This window comes from Flaviaesturariibacter aridisoli, from assembly GCF_004343705.1.
Classification (GTDB): domain Bacteria; phylum Bacteroidota; class Bacteroidia; order Chitinophagales; family Chitinophagaceae; genus Flavisolibacter; species Flavisolibacter aridisoli.
The window spans coordinates 97,451-121,293 of sequence record NZ_SKFH01000008.1; the positions used below are offsets into that span (position 1 = coordinate 97,451).

General features: G+C 61.3%; 11 protein-coding genes. 8 read left to right on the top strand and 3 right to left on the bottom strand.

All coding sequences use genetic code 11. The annotated features are described in order from the left end of the window. Position 1: 1 nt before the first annotated feature. The 4 genes from E0486_RS07340 (at position 2) to E0486_RS07355 (ending at position 4,628) form a co-directional block, all read left to right on the top strand. Positions 2-1,543: a S1C family serine protease gene (locus tag E0486_RS07340; RefSeq protein ID WP_131851503.1), complete on the top strand. Its 1,542-nt coding sequence runs from the start codon at positions 2-4 to the stop codon at positions 1,541-1,543. A 103-nt stretch (positions 1,544-1,646) separates the two neighbouring features. Continuing rightward, complete coding sequence (locus E0486_RS07345) at positions 1,647-2,825, top strand: CHASE2 domain-containing protein (RefSeq protein WP_131851504.1); 1,179 nt, start codon at positions 1,647-1,649, stop codon at positions 2,823-2,825. Between the two features lie 2 nt (positions 2,826-2,827). Then, on the top strand, positions 2,828-3,706 hold the full coding sequence (locus E0486_RS07350) for a hypothetical protein (RefSeq protein WP_131851505.1): 879 nt from the start codon (positions 2,828-2,830) through the stop codon (positions 3,704-3,706). Next, entirely contained in the window at positions 3,690-4,628 is a 939-nt protein-coding gene (locus tag E0486_RS07355) for a hypothetical protein (protein WP_131851506.1), read from the top strand. The genes E0486_RS07350 and E0486_RS07355 overlap by 17 nt, the downstream gene beginning before the upstream one ends. A 69-nt stretch (positions 4,629-4,697) precedes the next feature. Here the strand turns inward: E0486_RS07355 and E0486_RS07360 are convergent, their stop codons facing one another. After that, the gene (locus E0486_RS07360; RefSeq protein ID WP_131851507.1) at positions 4,698-7,157 is read right to left on the bottom strand and encodes a caspase family protein; all 2,460 of its coding nucleotides are present in this window, start codon (positions 7,155-7,157) and stop codon (positions 4,698-4,700) included. A 123-nt stretch (positions 7,158-7,280) separates the two neighbouring features. After that, positions 7,281-8,306, bottom strand: a complete 1,026-nt coding sequence (locus E0486_RS07365) for a LacI family DNA-binding transcriptional regulator (RefSeq protein ID WP_131851508.1) — start codon at positions 8,304-8,306, stop codon at positions 7,281-7,283. A gap of 159 nt (positions 8,307-8,465) precedes the next feature. Here E0486_RS07365 and E0486_RS07370 point away from each other — a divergent pair, with 159 nt between their 5' ends. After that, a complete protein-coding gene (locus E0486_RS07370) occupies positions 8,466-9,230 on the top strand; it encodes an SDR family oxidoreductase (RefSeq protein WP_131851509.1) in 765 nt (254 codons plus the stop codon). Positions 9,231-9,463: 233 nt separating this feature from the next. Here E0486_RS07370 and E0486_RS07375 read toward each other — a convergent pair whose 3' ends face one another. Next, a complete protein-coding gene (locus tag E0486_RS07375) occupies positions 9,464-14,659 on the bottom strand; it encodes an Ig-like domain-containing protein (RefSeq protein WP_131851510.1) in 5,196 nt (1,731 codons plus the stop codon). Between the two features lie 591 nt (positions 14,660-15,250). Here E0486_RS07375 and E0486_RS07380 point away from each other — a divergent pair. From E0486_RS07380 to E0486_RS07390, 3 genes are read left to right on the top strand one after another with little or no spacing between them, the layout of a single operon-like run. Beyond that, a complete protein-coding gene (locus tag E0486_RS07380; RefSeq protein ID WP_131851511.1) occupies positions 15,251-20,797 on the top strand; it encodes a PKD-like domain-containing protein in 5,547 nt (1,848 codons plus the stop codon). A gap of 20 nt (positions 20,798-20,817) precedes the next feature. Further along, positions 20,818-21,810, top strand: a complete 993-nt coding sequence (locus E0486_RS07385; protein WP_131851512.1) for a PorP/SprF family type IX secretion system membrane protein — start codon at positions 20,818-20,820, stop codon at positions 21,808-21,810. 24 nt (positions 21,811-21,834) lie between these two features. Beyond that, complete coding sequence (locus E0486_RS07390) at positions 21,835-23,799, top strand: OmpA family protein (protein ID WP_131851513.1); 1,965 nt, start codon at positions 21,835-21,837, stop codon at positions 23,797-23,799. Positions 23,800-23,843: the final 44 nt, after the last annotated feature.

Below are 23,843 nucleotides of genomic sequence, written 5' to 3' on the forward strand. Positions count from 1 at the left end.
CATGACCTTCCGATCCAGCCTCCAAAGCCTCCTGCTCTGTGCCCTGCTGCTGGGCGGCCCGCTGCTCCGCACGGAGGCGCAGACTGCTGCCTCCACTACACTCGAAGGCGCGCTCAGCGCCGTAGTGACCGTGGCCGTTTATGAAACCGAATTCGGTAAGCGCTCCCTCGGCTTCCGAGGCGGCCCCGCCAACGCGGCCGACCAGGCCTACGCCAAGATGCTCGACCTGAGCGGCGCCTCCGGCTCCGGCTCGGGCTTTATCATCAACCAGGGTGGCCGTCCCCTCATCGTCACCAATGCACACGTGATCGAGCAGGCCGCCGATAAGGACGGCGCGCTCTACGTGTTCACCATCAACCGCAACAAGTACAAGGCCCGCGTCATTGGCGGCGACTCTTTTTACGACCTGGCGATCCTCGAGTTCCTCGATACGCCCGGAGCGGAGATCAGCGCCCTCGACATCCGCACCGACGCCGCGCATATCGGCGAGCCCGTATATGCCATCGGCAACCCGCTGGGCGAGTATCCCTATTCGGTGTCGGAAGGCATTATCAGCGCCCGCAACCGCGTGCGCGGCGGCCTTACCGGCAAGTTCGGTTTCCTGCAAACCACCGCCACCGTCATCTGGGGTAATAGTGGTGGCCCGCTGGTGGACGCACAGGGCCGCGTGGTGGGGATCAATTCGCAGATCGCTTTCGCGCAGCAGGGCAACCAGAGCATCTGGCAGCCGCAGATCAACTTCGCGCTCGAAATGCCCATCGCCAAGCGCCTCATCGACGAACTGCTGGAAAACCGCATCGTCAGCCGCTCCTACTTTGGCGTGGAGCTGACGCAGAAGCGCTCGGCCTACAGCCCCAACAGCCGCGAATACGGCTACTACGGCCGCAGCTACCCGAGCGACCCGCTGCCCATTGTGGGCAAGGTGATCGAGGGATCGCCCGCCGCCGCACTCAAACCCTATGCCGGGTACGCCGTGACCGCCATCGATGGCGAGGCCGTGCGCAATCTCGAAGAGGTGCTGGGCAAGCTGGAAGGAAGCAAGGCCGGGCAGGCAATGACCTTTACGCTAAAGAAGGACGGCAGGACCGAGCAGGTGTCTGTAACGCCCACGGCGCTGGACGGCACCAATGCCGCCCGGATCGGCGAGGCCTTCCTGCGTGCGGCGAGCGCGGCCTATTCCGCCGAAGGAAAGAACGTGGTGCTGCGTTTCGGCGCCGCCGGCAGCGAGACCAAAGGCATGAACGGCAGCCTGCAGAAAGGCAACGCCCTGGACTTTACCGCCGAACGTAACCCGGTGAGCCTCAGCGGCGACTGGCAGGCGCTCGGTATCGGCTACTTCCAGCAGCAGGGCCAGGAATCGATGTGGCGCGTGCAGGACCTTGCCGACGTAGGGACCGCCGCCCGCCTCACCGGCCTGCTCGGCATCGTGGATATTGCGCTGTTTCGCAAGGGCTCCAACCCCGACGTGAGCGACAACTACCGCATGAAGCGCATTAACCTTTCGGGCAACGACCACCAGCTGCAGCAGACACTCTGGTACTAAGAAAAGTCGGAAGGCGGAAGTGGGAAGTCAGAGGGGATTGATCCCTTTTCCCGAGTTTTGCGCACGCCTGACGCTTCACGCTTCACGCCTCACGATTTCATTTATGTTTCGATACCTGTTTAAAAGAGATACGTTTTTCGCTACCATCGCCGTGTTCGTGGTGATGGGGCTGCTGGCGCTGGTGCCGCTGAATACGCACGTGCTGGACCCGTTCAAGATGGCCCTGCAGGACTTCGATTATAACGACCTCGCGTTTTCGAAGATGCGCACGGCGAAGCATGGGCCCGGCGACAACGACATCCTCGTGGTCAACATCGATACCGCGGGCCGGGCCACCCTTGCGGCCTACCTGCAGCAGTTGCAGACGCTGAAGCCCCGCGCCATCGGTCTCGACGTTATTTTCGACGAGGCGCGCGATCCGGCCACGGACGCCGCGCTGGCGCAGGTCCTGCGGCAGACGCCCGGACTTGTGAGCGCTTACAGCCTGGAAGAAGAAGGCCACCACAGCGTGGGCCGCGACTATTTTTACGAGACGGGTTCGGTTCATAAAGGCTTTGTCAATTTCGTGGGAGAAGACACGGGCGTGATCCGCTATTTTACGCCCCTCGTGAAAGACGGCGGTCATAACTATATTGCCTTTGCCGCCGCCCTGAGCCGCGTAGCCGACCCGGGGGCTTATCGCCGCCTCGCGGAACGCGGTCACGAAACAGAGATCATTAACTATACGCGCCGGCAAGGCGAGTTCCTGGTGCTGGATGCAGCAGCCCTATTCGATCCCGCAAGCGCCTCGCTCTTTGCCGGCAAGATCGTGCTGCTCGGCGACGTGAGCGATGATCCCAACAACTTCATCGACCGCCACTTTACGCCGATGAACCCGCGCATGGTGGGCAAAAGCTGGCCCGATATGAGCGGTGTGTTCGTGCACGCCAACATCCTGCGGATGATCCTCGACGGGGATTACATCAACCGGGTGCCATCCTGGGTCAACTGGCTCGTGGCCGTGCTGCTTTGCTGGCTGATGTCGGCGCTGTTCATCCGTTTTTACCTCGACAAGCACCTGTGGTTTCACCTGGCGGCCAAGACCGCCCAGCTGCTCTTCGCCATCCTGTTTGTGTACCTCGGCCTGCTTTTCTTCGCCCGCCTGCAGCTCAAGATCAACCTGAGCCTGACGCTGGTGGCGGTGATCCTCGTGGTGGATGTACTGTATTTCTACGAGGCCCTGAGCGTATGGCTGCACCGGAAGTGGGGTTATAAAACGATCTTTTACCGCGAACACCATTAACCATGAAAAAGCTGCTGCTGTCTCTGCTGCTCCTGTTGTCGCTGGCCGCGTTTGCGGCGCCGACCGACTACAAGGTGTATTACGTCAGGGGCGTGGTGAAGAAGGGCGTGCAGGTGCTCCGCCGCGGCGACTCACTTTCCGTGCAGGACGCGGTGCAGCTGTCGGCGGGTGCCGAGCTGTACCTGCTGTGCCGCGACTATAACCTTGTTCAGCTCAAAAAAGCAGGTGCCTACAAGCTCCGCGACGTAGCCACCTGCCCGGCGAAGAATACATCGCTGACGGCCTCGTACTTCCGCTATGTGTGGGACGAGCTGCGCAGCCACCACGGCGACCCCGAAAAGAACCCGCGGCACTACATGCGCAATAAGGGCGCCGTTACGCGCGCTGGTTGCAACGATCCAAAGTTCCGCTCGGCGCTGTTTGTGGACACGATCATTTCTTCCGGGGGCAACCTGCCCCTGTACTGGAAAGCTGCGGCGGATACGTCCTGGCTCACGGTGTATGCCGCCCCCAACGGAGGCGCGCCGCTGCATACGACTGTTTTGCCGAAGGGTGCGCCCCTCGGCCTCATCGACCTGCAGGTGGCTGCTCCGGAGAGCAATGAGCTCTATTGGTTCGTGGGATCCGCCGATGGCGGCGACTGTGCCCGCAAATACCTGCTCCTGCTGCCCGCGCCTGAGTACCAGCTGCGTGTGCAGGACCTGCTGCAGCAGGTGGTGCCGACCACGCCTTTCGAGACGGCGCTGATGAAAGGATTCCTGCTGGAGGAAGCCCATTACCTGCAGGAGGCCCTGCTGTACTACGCCGAGGCCTTCCGCCTTCAACCCAATAACCCGCGGGCGAAAACCGCTTTAATGCATTATTATGAACTCCCTGAGTAAAGTAAGCGCGCTGCTGCTGGCAGCCGCCACCTGCGCCGGCTGTGCCGGCTATCGCGCCGGCGAAGCAAACAAGAATGAGCAGGTGGCCGTTAAGATCACCGAGAAGCCCGATGTAATCAACTATGCCGTGTTGCAACGCCAGGACGTGCCGTCGCTGGCCGCCCGTGGCGGCAGTCGCGGGGTTGTGTCGGGACTTGCCGGTGGTGCCATCTCGCTGGCCACCACGGCCATCAAGCAGATGATCGCCAAGGACAAGGCGAAATACAACGCTGAGTACAGCCAGGCACTCACCGACTTGTATTTCTACGACCAGCTTTCTACGCAAGGTCCATTTGATCCCATCGGCATGCAGTTCAACGGCTTCCGGATGGTGCGCACGTTTCAGAACGGCGACCGTCTCGACACGGCATTGGTGGCCGATTTCGAGCTCGATACCCGCAATCCGTACGAAATCATCAACAACTCCATCTTTCGTCTCAAGTTGCGCTCATTGAAACTCAATTACGCCAAGGCCAAAGTGGCCAACAATGGCAAGCGCACGCTCAACATGGATTTCGAGATCACCTTCAACAGCTCGTATGTAAACGGCGACGGCGTGCTGTTCAAGAACATGGAGCTGGGTCGCTTTTACTTTTTCCTGCGCGATGCACCGCTGGATCCTTCGGCGCCCAACTATGCTGAATACTACAACGGCCTGCAGGGCAAGCCGCTTGAAGGAAAGAGCTTTATCGTGCCGCGCTCGTACGGCTACCACGTCGTGGGCAGCAATGCCACCGAGCCTTCGTTCAGCCAGGGCGCCTACGATATTCACATCAATGTGAAAGAAAGCTCGAAGAATTCCTTCGTCAATACAATGATCATCGACAACTCGGGCAACGTGATCGACCTGGTAGGAGATAAGGTGAAGGCGAAGATCAATTAGGAATACACTTCCGGAAAATTAAAAGGCCCGCCATCGGCGGGCTTTTTAATTATATGTGCGGGCGGCCTATCACCGCTTTGTTTTTCGCTCCGGGAAATATTTCTTCACGAGGGCTTTGTATTCCGGTGTCTCGCGGAGCGGCGCGAGGTCGCCGTCGCACTGCAGCATCTCGTACTGCCCGAAACCGAGCGCCAGCGCTTTCTGCAGGCTGGCGAGCGCCGTGCTGTTTTCTTTTTGCTGAGCCTTCCAGCAAGCGTGGTGGTACCAGCTCCAGGGCTCGTGCAGCTTGTAGTCGAGCATGTGTTTGTACAGCGTGTCGAGGGCGCCGGGGTTATAGCTGCGGGCCGAATCGCGCAGCACGCAGTAGAATACCGATACGAGGTCCATATACTGCAGCTCCAGCTGCAGCGGCTTTTTCTGGAAGGTCTTGAAGAGACTGCTGTCGGTCACAACCCAACGCTTGTTGAAGTACAGGTCGAAGTGCGAAAAGAAAGCCTCTTTGTGCGAGGGCACTTTTTCGTACGAAGCGAAGAAGCCGTTGATCGCCGCTTCAAATTTTCCTTCGTGCGCGTCGATGCTGGCGAGGTTGAACATCGGGAAGGCCGAGGCGTAGGAGCTGTCGGAGGCAATGGAGATTTGGAAATAGCGACGCGCCGAATCATTGCGGCCACCCATGAAGAAGGCATGCCCGATGTTGTTGTAACATATGCCGCAGCCGGGTGTGCCTTCAGCGGCTTTCTTGTAGAAATACACGGCGCTGTCGGTCATCGCCTCAAGCGAATAGTAGATGCCGAGCGTAAAATGCTTGTCGGTGCTGTCTGTGCGGGCCAGCTCCCAGGCTGTTTTCCGCGCTTCCTTTTTGCGGCCGGAATAATAATCGCATTCGAAGAGCAGCGACTTCAGAAAGGTGTACGACGGGTATTCCTCGAGCAGCTTGTGCAGCAGTGGCGCCGCCTTTTCGTAGGCTTTCAGCTTCATATAGATCTGCACGGAGGTATACTTCGCGTAGAAGTCGGAGGGGCGCAGGCTGACGTAGCGGGCAAAGCTGCGCGTCGCTTTGTCGTATTCATCGAGCAGGTAGTAGTTCGTGCCCAGCGCCGAGTACGTGTAGGCGGCATTCGACTCCAGCGCCGCCGATGCTTCCAGCAGGCGGACGGCTTCCTCCACCACCGGCTTTTGCCCGATGTTGTAGTCTTCTTCGCTAAGGGCCCAGGTGAGCGTCATGGCATCGAGGTACAACTTGCGGGCTTTCAGGTTGGCAAAGAGGTAGTGGTCGGTGCCGAGCAGCCCGAGACAGCTGTCGAGCTCCATCGCGGCATAGTAGCATTCGTCTTTGGTAGAGTAGCTCGTTTCTCCCCGCAGTTGCGGCGCCACGATGTCGTTGAAGCGGATGTTGAGGGCCGCGGCCAGGGACCGGCGCATGTCGGCGGTGAGTTCGTTTTGCGGTTCCATCCGTTCAAAGGCGCGGTAGTCGCGGAGGGCGTTGCTGTCGAGCGGCCATACGAGCGCACGGGCGGCCAGCCTGCGCTGGAAGGCGTCGTAAATGCGCCGCGCCGCGGGTTTAAGCGAATCGGGACTAGGACCGCCGGCGGCGCGTCCGTTGTTCATCGCCAGCATCGGGTAGTTCTGCTCCTTCAGCTTGCGCAGCGTAGCCACGGTGGCGGGGTTCACCTTGAAAAACGAACGTTCCAGGTCGCCGGTGACGACGGGGATCTGCCGGCGCTCGCTGTATTTGGCCACATTGGTCTTCAGGTACGATTCGAGCTCATACATGCTCACCTCGCCATTGCCGTCATCGTCGGCCAATCCTTTTACGGCTTCCTCGAAGCACCAGGAAAAGAGGCCGCGGCCGCCGCCCCAGGCGGTGTCTTCTACCGATAGCTGGTTGGGCTGGCAGGAGAGGATCTTGTATTCTTTGCCCCAACTGGCCAGCAGCGCCGCGCCGGTTTGCCGCGTTCCTTTGATACCACCCGACAGGTTGCCGGAATGGCAGGCGTCGATGATGAACATGACGTCCGCGCCCTTGGTTTCGGCCAGTTGCGACAGGTAGCGCTTCAGGTCGAGGATCTGGAGCACATCGTCGTTCATGCCAAAGTAATTGCCGTTGGGTGAGTTCACCAGTAGCAGCAGGCCGTTTTCCATCTGGGTATAGTCTTCCATGTCGCCGTGGCCGGCGAAGAAGAAGTAGAGGCGGTCGCCCTCCTTCACTTTGCGGATGGCGGAGGTGATGGCATCACCTACATTGGAGCGTGTGGCCCGCTCGTTGAGCAGGAGCTCGATGTTTTCTTTCGGGATGGAGCCGCCGGCTTCGCTGCGCAGGAACTCTTCAAAAGCTTGCGCATCGCGGTGGGCGTAGCGCAGCTTTGTTACCTGCTTGTAGGCGCTGATGCCGATAATGATGGCGTAAGTCTGGCCCCTGAAGGTCGAAGCGCCGGATGGTACGGCCACGCCTCGTTGCCCGGGCTGTGCGGAAGCCGGCAGCAGGCCGCAGAGAACGGCAAGCAGCAGGAAGGTCCGGTAATGGAACATGCTCCTGAATTTCCTTCAAGGTAGCTAAAGCGACGCAGGATCGGGATACCGGGAACCGGGTATTTTGGACAAGTAAAAAAGTCGGAAGTTGGCGGCGAGAAGGGCTGCCGGTGACCGCAAGGTTTATACCTTCTTCGACGAATCGCGGAACACCAGCTCGGTCTCCATCACCTTGTTCTGGAACTCGGTTATGGGGCGGCGGCTTTCGATCATCTGGATGAGGAATTCGGTGGCGGTCTGGCCGATCTCGAAGGCAGGTTGCTGGATGACGGTGAGCGACGGCGAGAAAAGGTCGCCCACGGCGGTGTTGGTGAATCCGATGAAGCCCGGTTCTTTCTTGAGCTTCATGCGCTTCAGCAAGCCGAAGCAGGTCATGGTAAGGCGGTCGCCGGCGCCGAAGAATGCGTCGGGCTTTTGCTTGGCCTTCATCAGCGACTGGATGGCTTCTTCCACTTCGGGTACTTTCATGCCGCCGTGGGGGCAGTAGCGGATCAGCTCTTCGCGGAAGGGCACGTCGTGTTTGGCGAGCGCGTCCTTATACCCTTCAAGGCGCTCTTTGGTAATGGAGAGGTGCGGCGACGACGTGATGTGGGCGATGCGCTTGAAGCCCTGGTAAATCAGGTGCTCCGTGGCGTGGTAGGATCCCCAATAGTTGTTGGCCGTAACGGTATGCGTTTCGATCTCGTGGCTCACGCGGTCGAAGAACACGATGGGCATGCCCTTTTCGTGCAGCTCCTTGAGGTGGGCGATGTCTTCCGATTCGCTCGACAGCGAGATGAGCAGTCCGTCGACGCCGCGGGCGGCCATGTGCTCCACGTTGACCTTCTCGCGCTCTGCCGACTCGTGGCTTTGCGTGATGATGACGTGGTAGCCGCGGTTGTAGGCGATCGACTCGATGCCGTTGATGGCTTGTGAAAAGAAGTTGTTGGCGATTTCGCTCACCACCACGCCGATGGCGCGCGTGCGGCGCTCCTTGAGCGAAAGGGCGATGGGGTTGGGCCGGTAGTTGATCTTTTCGGCGTACTCGAGCACCTGCTTTTTGGTTTCCGAGCTGATCTCGTAGGAGCCGCGCAGGGCCCGCGACACCGTCGAAGTGGACAGGTTAAGAGCTTTGGCGATGTCTTTGATCGTGGCGCTTTCGAATTTCATGGTACCGGGGGTAGGTTTCGCTTTCGACGTTTGGCCTTTAAATGTACGACTTTTGAAACGCGTGCTTCCGCGCAGGCCGGAATCGATTGCGCAAAAAAATCAGTGCCGCCTTCCCAGCCACCGACGACAAGCGGCTAATTTGGCGGCCAAACATCCCGCATGATTTGGAATCCTTCGCTTCTCGCCGGCAAAACGGCCCTCGTTACCGGCTGTAGCCGCGGCATCGGCCAGGCCATGGCCGTTGCGCTCGCCGAGGTCGGTGCCGACATTATCGGAGTGTCGCATTCCCTGCAGGCGGGGAGTGCCACCGAGGCTGCCGTACGGGCGACGGGCCGTCGCTTTACCGCTTATTCGGCCGACCTGGGCAACCGCGATGCGCTGTATACCTTCATCCGGCAGGTGAAGAGCGTGCATCCCGTGGTCGACATCCTGGTCAACAACGCGGGCAGCATCCGCCGCCATCCGGCCGTCGAACACCCCGACGAGGCCTGGGACGAAGTGCTGCAACTGAACCTCGATGCCCCCTTCATCCTTGCCCGCGAGTTTGGTCGCGACATGCTGGTTCGGGGCAGCGGCAAGGTGGTGTTCACCTGCTCGCTGCTTTCCTTCCAGGGAGGCATCACGGTGCCGGGCTATGCCGCCAGCAAAGGCGCACTGGCCAGCCTTGTGAAGGCGCTTGCCAACGAGTGGGCCGGGCAGGGAGTGAACGTCAACGGCATCGCGCCTGGCTATATCGCCACCGACAACACCGAGGCCCTGCGCCAGGACCCGCAGCGGAGCGCGAGCATCCTCGCCCGCATTCCCGCCGGACGCTGGGGCGAGCCCGATGACTTCAAGGCGCCGCTGGTATTCCTGTGCTCAGACGCCTCCGCCTATGTGCACGGCACCATACTTACGGTGGATGGCGGATGGATGGGGCGGTAGGGAGAAAGAACAGGAGAACAGGAGAACAGGAGAACAAGAGAACAAGAGAACAAGAGAACAAGAGAAAGAGAGAACGAGAGAACGAGCGTTTGCGACAGGCTTTGCCTTGTGGGAAGCGCTCCCTCACCGGCGCCCCGATCGGCGCGGGCGGGCTCTCCATGACAAAGGCCCCGCACCGCGGGGCCTTTGTGCGCCCCTCTCCCTTGGAGAGGGGTTGGGGGTGAGGTGGGTGCTTATTGCTTCACCACCGTCACCGCTTCGCTCGCCTCGCCATTGGCGGCGATGGCTTTCAGGTGATAGTTCCCGGTTGCCAGCCCGGTGACGTCGAGGCGGACCGTAGAACTACTGCCGGCCTCAGTGAGTACGCTTTGCTGGCGCACGATGCGGCCCTGCATATCCGTGAGCTGGAGCACCACGTTGCCCCCCTGGGCCGAAGCCTGCAGGCGAACCGAGGCAGCGCCCTTCACGGGGTTGGGGTAAATGCCATCCAAGGTGATGATGCCGCTCTTGTCGCTTTTCAGCATGACAACCGCGCTGTACTTCGAGCGGCCGTCGAGGTCTTCCTGCTTCAGGCGGTAGTACCACTTGTTTCCAGCAGCGATCGATTCGTTGAAGGTGTAGTTGATATCCGAAGCGCTGTTGCCCCCGGCCGCGCGGCTGGTCACAAAAGACACCTGTGTAAAGTGGATGCCGTCCGTGCTGCGCTCGATGGCGAAGCCGCGGTTGTTGTTTTCCGAAGCGGTCGCCCACTTCAGCTCATTCACGTTGGCCGTACGCTTGCCCGTAAAGCGGATCAGCGATACCGGCAGCGGGGCGTCGATGTTCGAGATCGCGAAGGGCGAGAAATACGTAAGGTCCGAAACGCTCACCGCTTTCAGCCCACCTGCTGTTGCCGGTATCACGGCGCCGCCACGCTTGGCCCAGCCGGCAGCCCCGTCGTAGTGCCATACCTGCACACCCATGGCGTTGCTGAAGGAAGCGCCCACATCGGTGGAGCCGTTGTAGTAGAAAGTAACACTGGCGCCCGGTACAGGCACGGGGTTGGCCGAGGGCGTGATGATCCACTGGCGAGAAACCGCTTTGGCTACATTCGGTGCATAAGGGCCGGTAACATTCGATACGGCGTCTTCCACGCGCACGCTCCAGTCAAGCAGTGTGGCGGCCGAAAGATCCATCGGGTTGTAGGTGCTGTTGCCCACGGGGAAGGCCGAGGCGCTGTTGGTTACGCCGCGGATGGTGAAAGCGCCGCTGCCCGACGTGCGCACATAAGAAGTCGCGGAGCCGCCGCTGACCGCACCGGCCGCTGCCGACAGGTTCCGCGCGTCGAGGTCGATGATGCCGTTGCTGAGCGACAGCGTTCCATTGACCTTGATCGAACGGGAGAGGGTCACTTTGCCGCCGCCGTTGATCGTTACGTCGCGCACGATGTCCGTTGCAGGCACTTCCGCACCGGTGCCGAGGTCGCTGCTGTTGGCAAACTCCAGGTCGACGCTGCCGAGGAAGACGGGCGCCGTGTCGAGCGAGCCGGCATTGCGCACCACGCGTGCGCTGTTGGCCAGCAGGAGGTTCTCGCTGCCCACGATGCCGCCCTCTTCGAGTTGCAGGCGATGGGCCACGTTGATGAAGTTGCCCGCCGTGAGACTGCCCGCGGTTTTCGATACCGACAGGTCATAGAAGTTGCCGGGAGCGCTGCCGCTGAAGGCCTGCGCATTGCCTCCGTAAAAAGATACGGTGCCACCGCCCGGCTGGAAGGTGCCGTCCTGCACCCAGTTGCCGGCGAGACCCAGGTTGTTGCCGCCCGATGCGAGGATAGTTCCGTTGCCGATGGCGACATCGCCGCTGATGCTCATCGAAGTGGCCAGCGTTTTGGTACCGCCCGTAGAAGATTGCAGGCTTTCATAAGGGAAGTCGGGTACGGACTGGTTGCCGCTGCCGTTGAAGTTGATCGTGCTGCCCGTAACCGTGTGGCTGCCTGCAGCCGTCGCGGTAAAAGTTCCCGCCACACCGGTGGTGCCCGACGCAAGGATCTTTTGTCCGCCCGTAAGCGCCAGGTTGCCATAGTTGATCGCGAGGACGTTCTGCCCGTCGCTGTTGCCGCTGTAGCTGACGGTGCCGCCCGTAGCCGACGTGAGGCTGCCACCCGGGGCGCTGACGCCGCCGTTGAGGGTGAGGGTCTGCGTGCCCACGGCCAGGGTGCCGCTGTTGAGCGTAAGGTTGTTCGACACGGTGAGGGCCGATCCGAGCGAGGCGGTGCCGCCGCTGTTTACGATAAAATTGTAGACCGTGCCGTTGCTGAACGTATTGGCGGGGATGCTCTGCGCGCCGGCGCCCTTGAGGATGATGGTGCCCGCCGAGGCGTCGATGCTCCCCGTGCCGACGGAGATCGTGCCGTTCAGCGTCAGCGCATGCGTGCCGATGTTGAGCGTGCCGGCCGTCAGCGTTACATTTTTCGTGCCGCTGCTCAGCAGGTTACTGGCCAGCGACAGCGTGGCCGAAGGCTTGTTGACCACGGTGTTGATCGTGCCCGAAACCACGGAGCCATTGAGCTGGGTAATGGTCTTGCTGTTGCCGCCGCTGAAAGTCAGCGTAGCGGTGCCGGAAGATTGCGTCAGCTCGGCGATGTTGGCACCCGAGTTCAGGTACAAGGATCCTCCGATATTCATCGTGCCCACATTCCCGGTGCGTGCGTTCGTCATATTAAAGACGGGGCGGCTGTAGCCACTGGCGGGATAAGAGACAGTGGCATCGATGTTCACGTCGCCGCCGATGACCAGGTTGGCGGTTCCGTTCGAGCCGCTGAAGGGCATCAGGTTCCAGTTGCCGGCATACACGTTCAGGTTGCCGATGATGTTGATGTTGAACGGCGTACCGCTGGTCATCTGCGTAGCCCCCGTATTTGTACGGGCCAGTGTGAGGTTGCCCGCGATGGTCAGGCCCGATGTGAAGGCTCCTTGCGCAGCGAACACTTTAAAGCCGGCCGAGGTAAGGTTCGGCAGGTCGAACTCGACGTTGCCGAAAAGCGAGGAGGCAGGTGTGCCCACAGCGCCGATCTGCGAAGCCGTGGTGGCGCCGGTAATTTTCAGGGTGCCGTTGCCGTTGACGGTAGACCAGGTGGCCGCGGGGATCTGGCCCGTGCCGGAGCCGGTGAGCACCGCCGTAAGATTATAGGTGCCGAGGCCGGCTACCGATGAAAAGAGCAGTGTGCTTCCGCTGGAGGTGATCGCCGTAGTGCTGGTGCTGGCGTTGTTGAACGTGCCGGTGACGGTCACGATCGAGCCGGTGGTAACGAAGGTTCCCGAATTCAGGGTATAGGTGCCGGCGATGCTGCTGGCGCCGCCGACGGTCAGCGCGGCACCAGTGGCCTGCGTCAGTGCAGAACCGCTGGCGACCGTGATGCCGTTGCTAACGGTAAGGGCAGCCGAGGTGAGCGTAACGCTGGCGGAGTTGGCGAGCAGGAGGCTGTTGATGGTGGTTGTGCTGCCGATGCTCACCGTGGCGGTGGGCACCGTGGCGCCGTCGAACTTCAGCACGTCGCTGTTGGCGGGGCTGCTGCGGAGCGGCGACCAGTTGTTGGCGCTGGCCAGCAGGTTGTCGCCGGCAGCGCCCGTCCAGGTGTAGGGTCCTACAACAGTGACGGTGAAAGGAGCGCTGCCACTGCAACCGCTGCTGCTGTTGCTGACGGTGATCGTGGCGTTGTATACCGCTGCGGCGGCGGCTGGCGGCACGGCGAGGGACAGCGGACTGGCCGTAAGGGTTGTCGTGCTGATGTCGGTAAAGCCAGCGGCCTGCGCCGTAGCGTCGTAGGCAATGGCATACTGGTTGGGCGTATTGCTGGTTGTGTATACGAGGTTGCCTGCGCTGGCACCTTGCGGCACCGTGATGCCGGTTGGTGATATGGTGGGCAGGCCATTGACCGTGGCAGTTACTGCCGTGCGGCTCGACGACACGCAGCCGGTTGTGCTGTTGCGCGTTTCAGCGTAGTAGGTCGTGTTGGCCGAAATAGTTGGCGAGGAGAAGGTGAACGTGCCGGACCCTCCCGTCTGCAGCGTGCCGCCGCTGGCTGCGGAATACCAGTCGATGGTGTAGCCTGCCCCGGGATCATCTACAGCAAGGGTCACCGAGCCGCTGCCGCAGCGCGCCGCGCCCACAGCGCCGGTGGGTGTGCCGGGTAGCGGGTTGACGGACAGGCTGACCGTGTTGTTGCTGGAGAAGTTCGAGGTGCAGGATCCGCCAATGGTCATGCTGCTGATGGTCAGTGTTTGGGCGTCGTTGGCGGCGGTAACCGGCACCGTAAAGCTTGCGTTGCCGAGTGCATCGGAGGTGGCCGAGGTAACGACTGTGCTGCCGCCGGCGATGTTGTAGCTGATGGAGTGAACGCTGCTGGCCGCGAGGCCGGAAAGGTTGATGGAGGCGCTGTTGCCCGAGCAAACGGCTGCGGCCTGGCTCACACCCGAAATCGTTGGCGACGAGCAAGCCACGGCAGGCGTTCCGTTGCAGGTGACGGCGGTCGCGTAGTTGAAGGCGCGGTCAACTGCGAAGATGCTGTAGTAATAGGTGGTGCCGGTGTTGAGGCCGGTGTTGGTAAAGGTGTTGGTGCCGGCGGGAACGATGCCCACCACGGTGCCGCCACCGGAGGCGGCGCTGTTGCCGACGCCATAGATTCCGTTTACGTTCAGGGATTGAGCGGTTGCTGACGTGTGGCGTACAATCACGTAGCCGGCCAGGTCAGCCGCGCCCGAAGCCGTCCAGGAGATATCGAGAGACGTGGTGGAAGCGACCACCGCATTGGCCGACGTGGCCGCAGCAGGAGCGGTGACGTCAACGGTTGAGCCGGGGTAGATCACATAGTCGTCGATGTTGTAGCCGGGGCTGGCGAAGCTGCCCCCATTGGGTAAAAATTGAACGAGTCCGTAGCGGGTGGCTGCAGCACTGGAGCCGGAAGTGACAACAATGGCGGCCTTTGTCCACACGGTGGAAGCTACTGAGTTGACGCCCAGCGTGCCCGTAGTAACATTTGATCCAAGTTGTGCAGTGCCGTCGGGACTGATCGCGACGTTGAAGGCACGGGCTGAGCCGGTTGTTGTTTTAAACCAATAGAACTGGACGACGTATTGTGTGCTGTTGCCGATGCCGGTGCTGGGCGCAGTTGGCGAAAACAAGACGCCGCTTGTGCTACCGGTGATCCAGTTGAGTGACTTGGCGCCGGTGCGGCTTGCGTTCGAAATCGAAGGCGTACTGTTGGTAGCATTGGCTCCGGTATATGCAGCCAGTTGTGCGCCGCTTGCGACACTGGTGGATGCCTGCTGCGCTGCGTTTGCATTTTCAAAGCCACCCTGCATATTCGGAAACGACCCGATCACCTGGTTCTGCGCCTGCGCGGAGCCAGCGGCAAACAGGAGCAGGAGCGACAGCAGGGCCGCGGCCCCCATAGATTTCGCTCTGAAAAATTCAGCGGACGACAAAAGACGACGGAATGGGCTGTTTGCACAAAGGGCAAACGAGCAAGCAAGACTTCTCATAAAGCGCGTTGTTTTAAATGGCCAGGTTTTGGAAGGCTAGGGGAGAGCTTTGGATAGGATATTGGCCAATGAGAAAACGGCGCAGGAGCAGGCGGGAACACAAGGCACAGCATCGACAGTAGAAATACAAGCGAGCAGCGCAACCGTCTAACAAGTTTCATCACAAATCACGACTCGCGCCGATTTTTCTATGCAATCGTTACCGGAAACGTTTGCATAGAAACTTGTTGTCCGGATTTACAAATCAATCTACTTTGGTACCGTTGACCAGAACTATGGGTATCGTTGCAAAGGCTTTGTGTGCTTGCTTTTGAATGTTGCGGATATCCTAGCCAAACACCACCCCCGGAGCCCTGCTTGCTGCTTGCTGTGTGACCCCTGAACGCTTCCGGGATTTCGGATCGCCTCTCCCTTCCACTCGTTTTACCAGGCCTGGTGACCGCCCGATGCGGCCGCCCGGACCATTGCTGCTCTAACTCAAAACCAATAACCGGACTTGCTATGCGCTTTTCCCTTGAATCAACGCCCGCCTTTCTGAAGCTGGCAACGCGGCATCGTCAACGCCTGCTTCGCTGCCTCTGCGCCGCGCTGCTGCTCCTGGCGGGCTGCCCCGCCGGCGCCCAGAACTACACCTACAGCACCGAAACCTTCGACGTTACCACCGAGTGGCCGCAGGCACAGGCACAGGCGCCCGCCACCGAATCGCAGTACGTCACCAGCACCGGTGCCTGGCGCCTTTACAAAGGCTACACGGTCACCGGCTCCGACCCCTGCAGCAGCCCGCGCGCCCTCCGCTTTCCCAGCGGCTCCGGCGCCTACCTTGTGTCGCCCCCGCTGGCGCAGGGCTGCGGCGTCGTGACGTTCAACGATGCGCGCACCAACCGTGTTTATACGTATTATACGTCCACCGACAACGGTGCTACCTGGAGCGCCGGTACCAACACGCCCTCCTCGGGAGCATCCTGCGCTACCGTCACCATCACGATCAACAATCCCGCCGTCAACCGCTTCAAGCTCGGTTATACCGTGGCGCAGGATGCCGGCGTAGACAACTTCCTCATCACCACCGCCACCATCGTGGCGCCCACCGTGACCACTACGGCGGCCAGCGCCATTACGTTTACCTCGGCCAGCGCGGGCGGCAACGTCACTTCCGACGGCTTTGCCACCGTCAGCGACCGCGGCGTGGTGTGGAGCACAACGGCCAACCCGAGCACCGGCAGCAACCTGGGCATCACTCACAACGGCACCGGCACCGGCGCGTTTACCAGCGCCCTGAGCGGCCTCGCCCCCTCTACTACTTATCATTACCGTGCCTTTGCCACCAACAGCATCGGCACTTCCTATGGATCCGATCTCACCTTCACCACGCCGGTAGCCGTGCCCACGCTGACGGCCAGCCCCGCTTCGCTCGACTGGGGCAACGTGACCATCAACACAACGGCCACGATGAACTATTCGCTGTCGGGTGTGTACCTGTCGCCGGCGGCCGGCAACATTAGCATCACCGCGCCTTCGGGCTATGGTATTTCTACAAGTCCCACCGGGCCCTTCGGTGCTACGGCCACCGTTGCCTATACCGGCAGCACGCTGGCCGCTACGACCCTCTACGTTCAGTTTGCACCCGGCGCCGTGGGCGCGCTCAACGGAACGCTGGTGAACAGCGGCGGTGGTGGCAGCGTCAACGTAGCCCTTGCGGGCGCAGGCGCGGCCCAACTCGCCGGCGTCACCAACGTGGGCTTCGACTTCTGGACCGGCTTCGGCTACCAGGTGAAAATGGAGGAGCGCGCGGGCGACAGCAATGAAGCACGCATGTCGATCTACATCTCGGTGCCGCAGGGCACAGTGCCCGCTTCGGTGCGCGTGGAGCTTCCCGGCATCCCCGGCGCCGCGGGCTTCCCGCAGGTGGTTACCGTCAACCCGGGCACCGTTTCGGAAGTAACCGGCTTCCCCACGGGCGATCCCGGAAACACCATCAACAGCGGTGGCTTCCCCGATACGCGCCTTTATGCAACCGGCGTTACGAGTCGCGGGGTGCACATTTACTCGACCAACGGCGTTCCCATTTCGGTGTGGATGCATACCTACGCTCCTAACAATTCGGCGGCTGGTGCCATCCTGTTCCCCTCCAACACCTGGTCGTCGAACTATACGGTGCAGGCCTACGGCGGCGTCGCTAACGACGACAACCCAGCTTCCTATTTCTTTGTCATTGCCAAAGAAGACAATACGCCGATCTGGTTTACGCCCAGCCAGGACGTAGTGGATTCCACCACCGGTTCTTCGGGCACGATCTTCAACGAAGGCCACACGGCGGCCCAGGTCAAGTACCATGCTGGTACGCAATACGGTCCCATCATCCTGAACAAGGGCCAGATCTTTAATGCCATGGGCTTCATCCAGGGCTCGGGACGTCTCACCGCACGCGGCCTCGACCTTTCAGGCTCGGTGGTGAAGACCGATTGCAACAAAAGCATCGCTGTTTTCGGCGGCAACGGCCGTGTGCTGGTGAACGCCAGCGACTGTAATGCCACCACCGGCTCGGACCACATGATCCAGCAGATGTTTCCTTCCGTTGCCTGGGGCAAGCGTTACCTCACGGCTCCTACCAAAACGATGGAGTACAACGTGTTCCGCGTCAACGTAACCGACCCCGCTACGCAGGTGCGCGCCAACGGTACGCTGCTCACCGGCATCATCAACAACCTTTATTATGAATTCGCCAGCAACCAGCCGCAACTGATCACCGGCGACCGCCCGATCTCGGTAACGCAGTTCATTACAGCCGAAGATTGTGCGGTGAAGCACGGCGCCAACGGCATGGGCGACCCGGAGATGATCATCCTCAGCCCCGTGGAGCAAGCCATTACCACCACCACTGTTTACTCGGCTCCCATCAAGCGTTCCGGCAACCCCGAGAATGGCCATTATATCAACGTGATCATTCCGCAGGGCGGCGTTGCTTCTTTCCGTCTCGATGGGGCCGCTACCGCCGACCCCGGCGCTGACCAGACCTCAATCGCGGCTACGTTCGATCACAGCCAGGGCCAGGGTGTGGGCGCTGCCTACGGCACCGGCACGCCGCTTCCCATCAGCAGCATCTTCCAGCCGCACCCGCAACTGGCCGGCTATGCCTATGCCACCTTCCAGGTAACCCCGCGGGCGGCGCATACGCTGTCTTCAGATTCCGCCTTCAACGCCATCGCCTACGGTGTAACCGACGGTGAAAGCTATGCCTACAATGCCGGTGCGGCTGTGAAGGACCTGTCGCAGCAAGTGCTGCTCGCCAACCCCTACGGCGTGTCGAAAGGCATCACCTGCAAGGGCAACGACTTCTACTTCCGCATCGCGCTGCCCTATGCGCCCGCCGATCTCAGCTCGCTAAGCTGGAACTTCTTCAACAACCCCGCGCTGACGCCCAACGCCAACGTGCTGCAGAACAATCCGACGCCTGACAGTACTTATACGGTCGATGGCGTTCCCTACTACGTGTACCGTATTCCTACAAGCTACCGCTTTGCACAAACCGGCACACATACCTTCCAGGTGCTGGCCAACGCCCTCACCGGCGGTGGTTGCACGGGTACGAAAGTGCTCAACAACAGCATCACGGTCACCGAGGGTCCGAAGTCGCGCTTCGAGCCGGTGCTTCCCAGCTGCGGCGGCCTGACGGTTCAGTTCAACGACGTATCGACCTCCGACTCCACGGCCATCAGCAGCTGGACCTACAACTTCGGCGACGGCGCTACGCTGGCCGATACCTCGCACCTGCAGAACCCCTCGTACACCTATCCTTCGCGCGCTCCTTATTCCGTAACGCTCCGCGCCGTGAACGCAGCCGGCTGCTTTGCCGACACGACACGCGTGGTGGACATCTCCGGCGCCTTCACGCCCGCCCTCAGCGTAACGCCGGGCACGACGGTCTGCGCCGGCAACGCGCTCACCTTTACCAATACCTCCACGGCGAGCGGCACCTTCGGCACGATCGTGCGCGACTCGGTGGATTTCGGCGACGGATCGCCGATCGTCTTTGTCAACGGTGGCGCCAACACGACGCATACCTATACGACGGCCGGTACCTACACAGTTACCTACCAGGCGGCCACCACCGCGGGTTGCCGCAACACGCCCCCGGCCACCTTCACCGTTACGGTGAACGCCGTGCCTTCGGTTACCAGCGCCGCTACCGGCACCATCTGCACGGGCAACGCACAGAGCTATACCCTCACGTCGGGTATCGCCGGCAGCACCTACTCGTGGAGCCGCCCCGCCGTCGCCGGCATCACGAATGCCGCGGTGAGTAACCAGAGCGCGAACCCTATCACGGAGTCGCTGGTGAACAGCACCAACGCGCCCGTTGTTGTCACTTATACCATCGTGCCTACAGCCACCGGCTGCCCGGGCGCGGCCTTTACCTACTCGGTTACGGTGTATCCTTCTGTAGCCGTTACCAGCGCCGCCACCGGCACGGTGTGCAGCGGCACCGCACAGAGCTACGCGCTTACGAGCAACGTAGCCGGCGCCACTTTCAGCTGGAGCCGCCCGGCGGTTACGGGCATCTCGAATGCAGCCGTTTCTAACCAAACGACAGGCACCATCACGGAAGCACTCGTCAATACAACCAATGCGCCGGTGAACGTGGCCTACACGATCACACCTTCGCTCAACGGTTGCCCGAGCAGCGCTTTCACCTACAACGTGACCGTTAACCCGGTGGCCACCGTTACCAGCGCCGCAGCCGGAACGGTGTGCAGCGGCACGCCGCAGAACTATCCCATCAGCGGCAACACGGCCGGTACGAGCTTCTCCTGGAGCCGTCCCGCCGTAGCCGGTATTTCCAACGCAGCCGTCAGCAACCAAACCAGCAGCTCTATAACCGAAACACTGACCAACACCACTGCCGCCCCGGTGAGCGCGACCTACACGATCACTCCCACCGCCAACGGTTGCGCCGGGACGGCCTTCACCTACACGGTGACCGTTGCCCCGACCGCCACTGTATCCAGCGCGGCAACCGCTTCTGTTTGCACGGGCGTACCCTTCTCTTATAGCATCACGAGTGCTGTAGCCGCTGCCACGTTCAGCTGGAGCCGCCCCGCGGTTGCAGGTATTTCAAATGTTGCTGCTACCGGTCAGACCGCCAACCCGATCAGCGAAACGCTGACCAACACAACGGGTGCGCCGGTGGTCGTGATCTACAACATCACGCCCTCGGCCAACGGCTGTGCGGGCACGCCCTTTACGCTGAGCGTGACCGTCAACCCTAGCCCCACGGCCACCTTCACGTTCGCCAACAACAGCTGCGCCAACAGCGCGGTGAACTTCACGGCCAACGCTACGGGTGCCGCCACTTATTCCTGGAACTACGGCGACAACACGGCAGCCGGCAGCGGCGCCACATCGACGCATACGTACAACAGCGGCGGCTCCTTCAACGCATCGCTGACGGTGACCTCCGCAAGTGGTTGCACCTTCACCACATCGGCGCAGGCCGTGGCCATCGCCGCCATCCTCGCCAACCCCGTGGTGACCGCCGACGCCCCGCAGCCCAATGCGCTCACCTTCCGCTGGCCGGCCGTAACCGGGGCTACTTCTTATGAAGTGTCTACCGACGGCGGCGCTACCTGGGTGCCCGCCAACGGTGCCGGTGGCACGAGCCACACGGTGAGCGGCCTGCAGCCCAACCAGACCGTAAACATACAGGTGCGCGCGCTCGGGGCGCTGGCCTGCCAAACCGGTACCGGCGCGGCCTCGGCCACCACCCTGTTGCCCGATAGCGGTGTGTTCGTGCCCAATACGTTCTCGCCCAACGGCGACGGCCACAACGACGTGCTGAAGGTGTACGGCAACTTCATCACTGCCATCGAGATGCGCATCTTCAACCAGTGGGGTCAGCAGATCGCCGTGGTAACCAACCCCGGCAGCGGATGGGACGGTACCTACCAGGGCCGTATGCAGCCCGTAGGCGTGTATGCCTACGTGATCAAGGTGACGCTCCAGAACGGGCAGACGCAGACATCCAAAGGACTCTTCAACCTCATTCGCTAATCGATTAACACAGAGAACGCATGAAAAAGTATTTTGTCCTCATCCTGGCCCTTATGGGTGGCCGCACGCTGGTGCAGGCGCAGGTGGACCCGCATTTCTCGCAATACTATGTCTTCCCCTCCTGGGTCAACCCGGCGCTCACCGGTGCTTTCGACGGCGACTACCGCGTGGCCGGCATCTACCGCAGCCAGTGGTCGAAGCTCGATAACGGCTTCAAGACCTTCGGGGTAAACGCCGAAGCGGTGACGAGCAAGAAGCTCAACGTCGGCCTCAACCTGTTCCAGCAATCGACGGGCACGGGCTTTACCTACCAGAACGCCTATGCTTCGTTCAACTACACCGGCGTACGCTTCGGCAAGGAGAACAGTAAGGTGATAGCTATCGGCATACAGGCCGGTATGCTGGCCCGCCGCTTCGATCCCAGCAAGTTCACCACCGGCGAGCAGTGGAGCGTCGGCGGCGGCTTCAACGGCAACAGCGGGACCGGCGAAACGCTGGTGAACAAAGGCGCTACCGTGTTCGATGCGGGTGCCGGTGTGCTGTATTACGACACCAACCCCGAAACGAAAGCGAGCCCCTTCCTCGGCGTTTCGGTGGGGCACCTCACGCAACCCGAAGGACTGTACATCGGCGCCAGCGACAAGCTGCCGATGCGCGTAACCGTACACGGCGGTGTGGCCATCAACCCCGGTGGCACCTTCGTGTTGACGCCCAACTTCCTGTACCTGCGCCAGGGTACTGCCGACGAGAAGATGATCGGCGCCTTCGGTCAGTACCGCGCCTCCGACAATATGAGCCTCCTCGGCGGGATCAACTACCGCTTCGACGATGCGGTGGTGCCCTTTGTCGGCTTCGACTACAAGAACTTCATGGTGGGCCTGAGCTACGATGTGAACACCTCCGACCTCGGCCGCATGGTGGGCAACGTCAACAGCTTTGAGCTTTCTCTTTCCTATACCATTAAACGCAACCGCATCCTGGGCCAGCGCTTTTTCAGCTGCCCGCGCCTGTAACGGTTACAAACAACACATGTGGTTATGACGATCCAGAAAACATTGCGGCAGATACCGGTGCTCCTCCTCGCGGCAGCAACGCTTCCCTGCGCGGCACAGCGCCCGGCCGATTTCAAAAAGAGCGGCGACTTCTACTATGCCAGTGGCAACTACTATTCGGCAGCGGTGTATTACCAGCAATACCTCAGCGGCGCCAAAGGAAGCGGGAATTTTCATCCGTACTCGGTAAGCCTTGCCAAGGCCGGAAAGGGTGGTAGTGGGGCTTCCGGTGAAAGCGAGATTCAATACCGCCTTGCCGAAAGTTACCGCCGCATCTACAACTATACGCAGTCCGCCGAAGCCTACGACCGACTGTTGAAAGGCAAGGAGGCTGCGGCCTACCCCGAGGCCCGCTATGGCTACGCCCTCGCCCTGCGCGCTTTGGGTAAGGATGACGAAGCAAAGAGCCAGTTGGAGCAATACATCCAGGGTGCCGGCAGGAATGCCGCCGCTGCGCAACTCGAGCTGCAAAGCATCGCGTTTGCCGATAAGGAGATCGCCAACCCATCGGCCCGCCAGTACGCGGTGGCCCGGATGGCCGATCCGCTCAACGGTGCAGAAACAAATTACGCCGCACAGTGGTCGGGCGGTAGCCTGCTGTTTACCAGTACGCGCCCCGACAGCACGGCAAAGGGTGGAAACGTATATGCCAACCGTATTTATACGGGCGCGCCGGGCAGCGCGGTACAACCCATCGCCATCGGAAACGCCGATGGGGCCGACCAGGGCGTGGGCTCGCTGAGCCCCGACGGCAACCGCCTCTACTTCACCCGCTGGAGCTACGACCGCGGCGTGGCCGTATCCTCGATCTTCATCAGCCAGAAGAGCGGCGGCAGCTGGTCGGAGCCGCAGCGCCTCGCCGATGCGGTGAATGCCTCCGGAAGTAATGCCCGTCAGCCTTTCGTGAGCCCCGACGGGCGCTACCTGCTGTTTGCCTCCGACCGCCCCGGCGGCCTCGGCGGATTCGACATCTGGGCGGCGCCGATCAACGGCGACGGCTTCGGTGCGGCGCAAAACCTCGGTGCTGCCGTCAACACGGTACAGGACGAAGAAGCGCCCTTTTACCATGAGCCCTCGAAAACGTTGGTGTTCGCCTCGCGCGGCCGCGTAGGCATGGGCGGCCTCGACCTGTACAGCGCAGCGGGAACGCTCCCCGCGGGCTTTAACGCGGCGCAGAACATGGGCTACCCCGTCAATAGCAACAAGGATGATTCGTACTTCTCCACCGCCAGCGCGGATCGCCTGCTCAAAGGCGCGGTGATCTCCTCCGACCGCGGGCAGGACGCCTGTATGTCGCTGTACAGCGTGGATAAGCAATACCGCCAGTTCGTTGCCGGCAAAGTGATTGAATGCGCGTCGCAGCAGCCGTTGGCCGGCGCCCGGGTGCAGCTCGATGGGCACAACGCGACGACCGCCGCCGACGGATCCTACCTAATCGAAGTAGCGGCCTTTGCCAATACAAACGTCAACGCAGCGCTGGAAGGCTATGAGGCCGGCCAGGTTGCGATCGCGAAGCCCGCTGGAGATATCGACACGCTACAGGGCGGTACCCTTTGCCTGAAGGCGATCGTTAAAGAAACGCCCGAGGCACCTGCTGCCGACAATACGGTACGCTTCGACTTCGCCAAGTGGAGCCTGCGTCCGGAAACACAGGTCACGCTCGATACGCTGGCGGCCGTATTGAAGCGGGAGCCTTCGCTGCGCCTCGTTGTAACGGGCTACACCGACCAGGTGGGCACCAACGAATACAACCTGAACCTCAGCCGCGAGCGTGCGCAAGCCTGCGCCGACTACCTGAAGCGCAAGGGCATTCCTGCCTCGCGGATCGAGGTAGTGGCCAAGGGCGCCTGCTGCCCGCTGCAACCCGAAAAAGGGGCCGACGGCCAGGATAATCCCGCTGCGCGTGCGCAGAACCGCCGCGTGGAATTCGACATCAAGTTGATGCGTTGAAAATAGTTGTTAGAAAGCCTGACGAGGAGCCGGTTAGTCCGGCT

Bases quoted from the DNA above. Each gene is read 5' to 3' on its own strand.
- E0486_RS07360 (WP_131851507.1), bottom strand. From the start codon at position 7,157: ATGTTCCATTACCGGACCTTCCTGCTGCTTGCCGTTCTCTGCGGCCTG.
- E0486_RS07390 (WP_131851513.1), top strand. From the start codon at position 21,835: ATGACGATCCAGAAAACATTGCGGCAGATACCGGTGCTCCTCCTCGCG.
- E0486_RS07350 (WP_131851505.1), top strand. From the start codon at position 2,828: ATGAAAAAGCTGCTGCTGTCTCTGCTGCTCCTGTTGTCGCTGGCCGCG.
- E0486_RS07370 (WP_131851509.1), top strand. From the start codon at position 8,466: ATGATTTGGAATCCTTCGCTTCTCGCCGGCAAAACGGCCCTCGTTACC.
- E0486_RS07365 (WP_131851508.1), bottom strand. From the start codon at position 8,306: ATGAAATTCGAAAGCGCCACGATCAAAGACATCGCCAAAGCTCTTAAC.
- E0486_RS07340 (WP_131851503.1), top strand. From the start codon at position 2: ATGACCTTCCGATCCAGCCTCCAAAGCCTCCTGCTCTGTGCCCTGCTG.
- E0486_RS07345 (WP_131851504.1), top strand. From the start codon at position 1,647: ATGTTTCGATACCTGTTTAAAAGAGATACGTTTTTCGCTACCATCGCC.
- E0486_RS07355 (WP_131851506.1), top strand. From the start codon at position 3,690: ATGAACTCCCTGAGTAAAGTAAGCGCGCTGCTGCTGGCAGCCGCCACC.
- E0486_RS07375 (WP_131851510.1), bottom strand. From the start codon at position 14,659: ATGGGGGCCGCGGCCCTGCTGTCGCTCCTGCTCCTGTTTGCCGCTGGC.
- E0486_RS07385 (WP_131851512.1), top strand. From the start codon at position 20,818: ATGAAAAAGTATTTTGTCCTCATCCTGGCCCTTATGGGTGGCCGCACG.
- E0486_RS07380 (WP_131851511.1), top strand. From the start codon at position 15,251: ATGCGCTTTTCCCTTGAATCAACGCCCGCCTTTCTGAAGCTGGCAACG.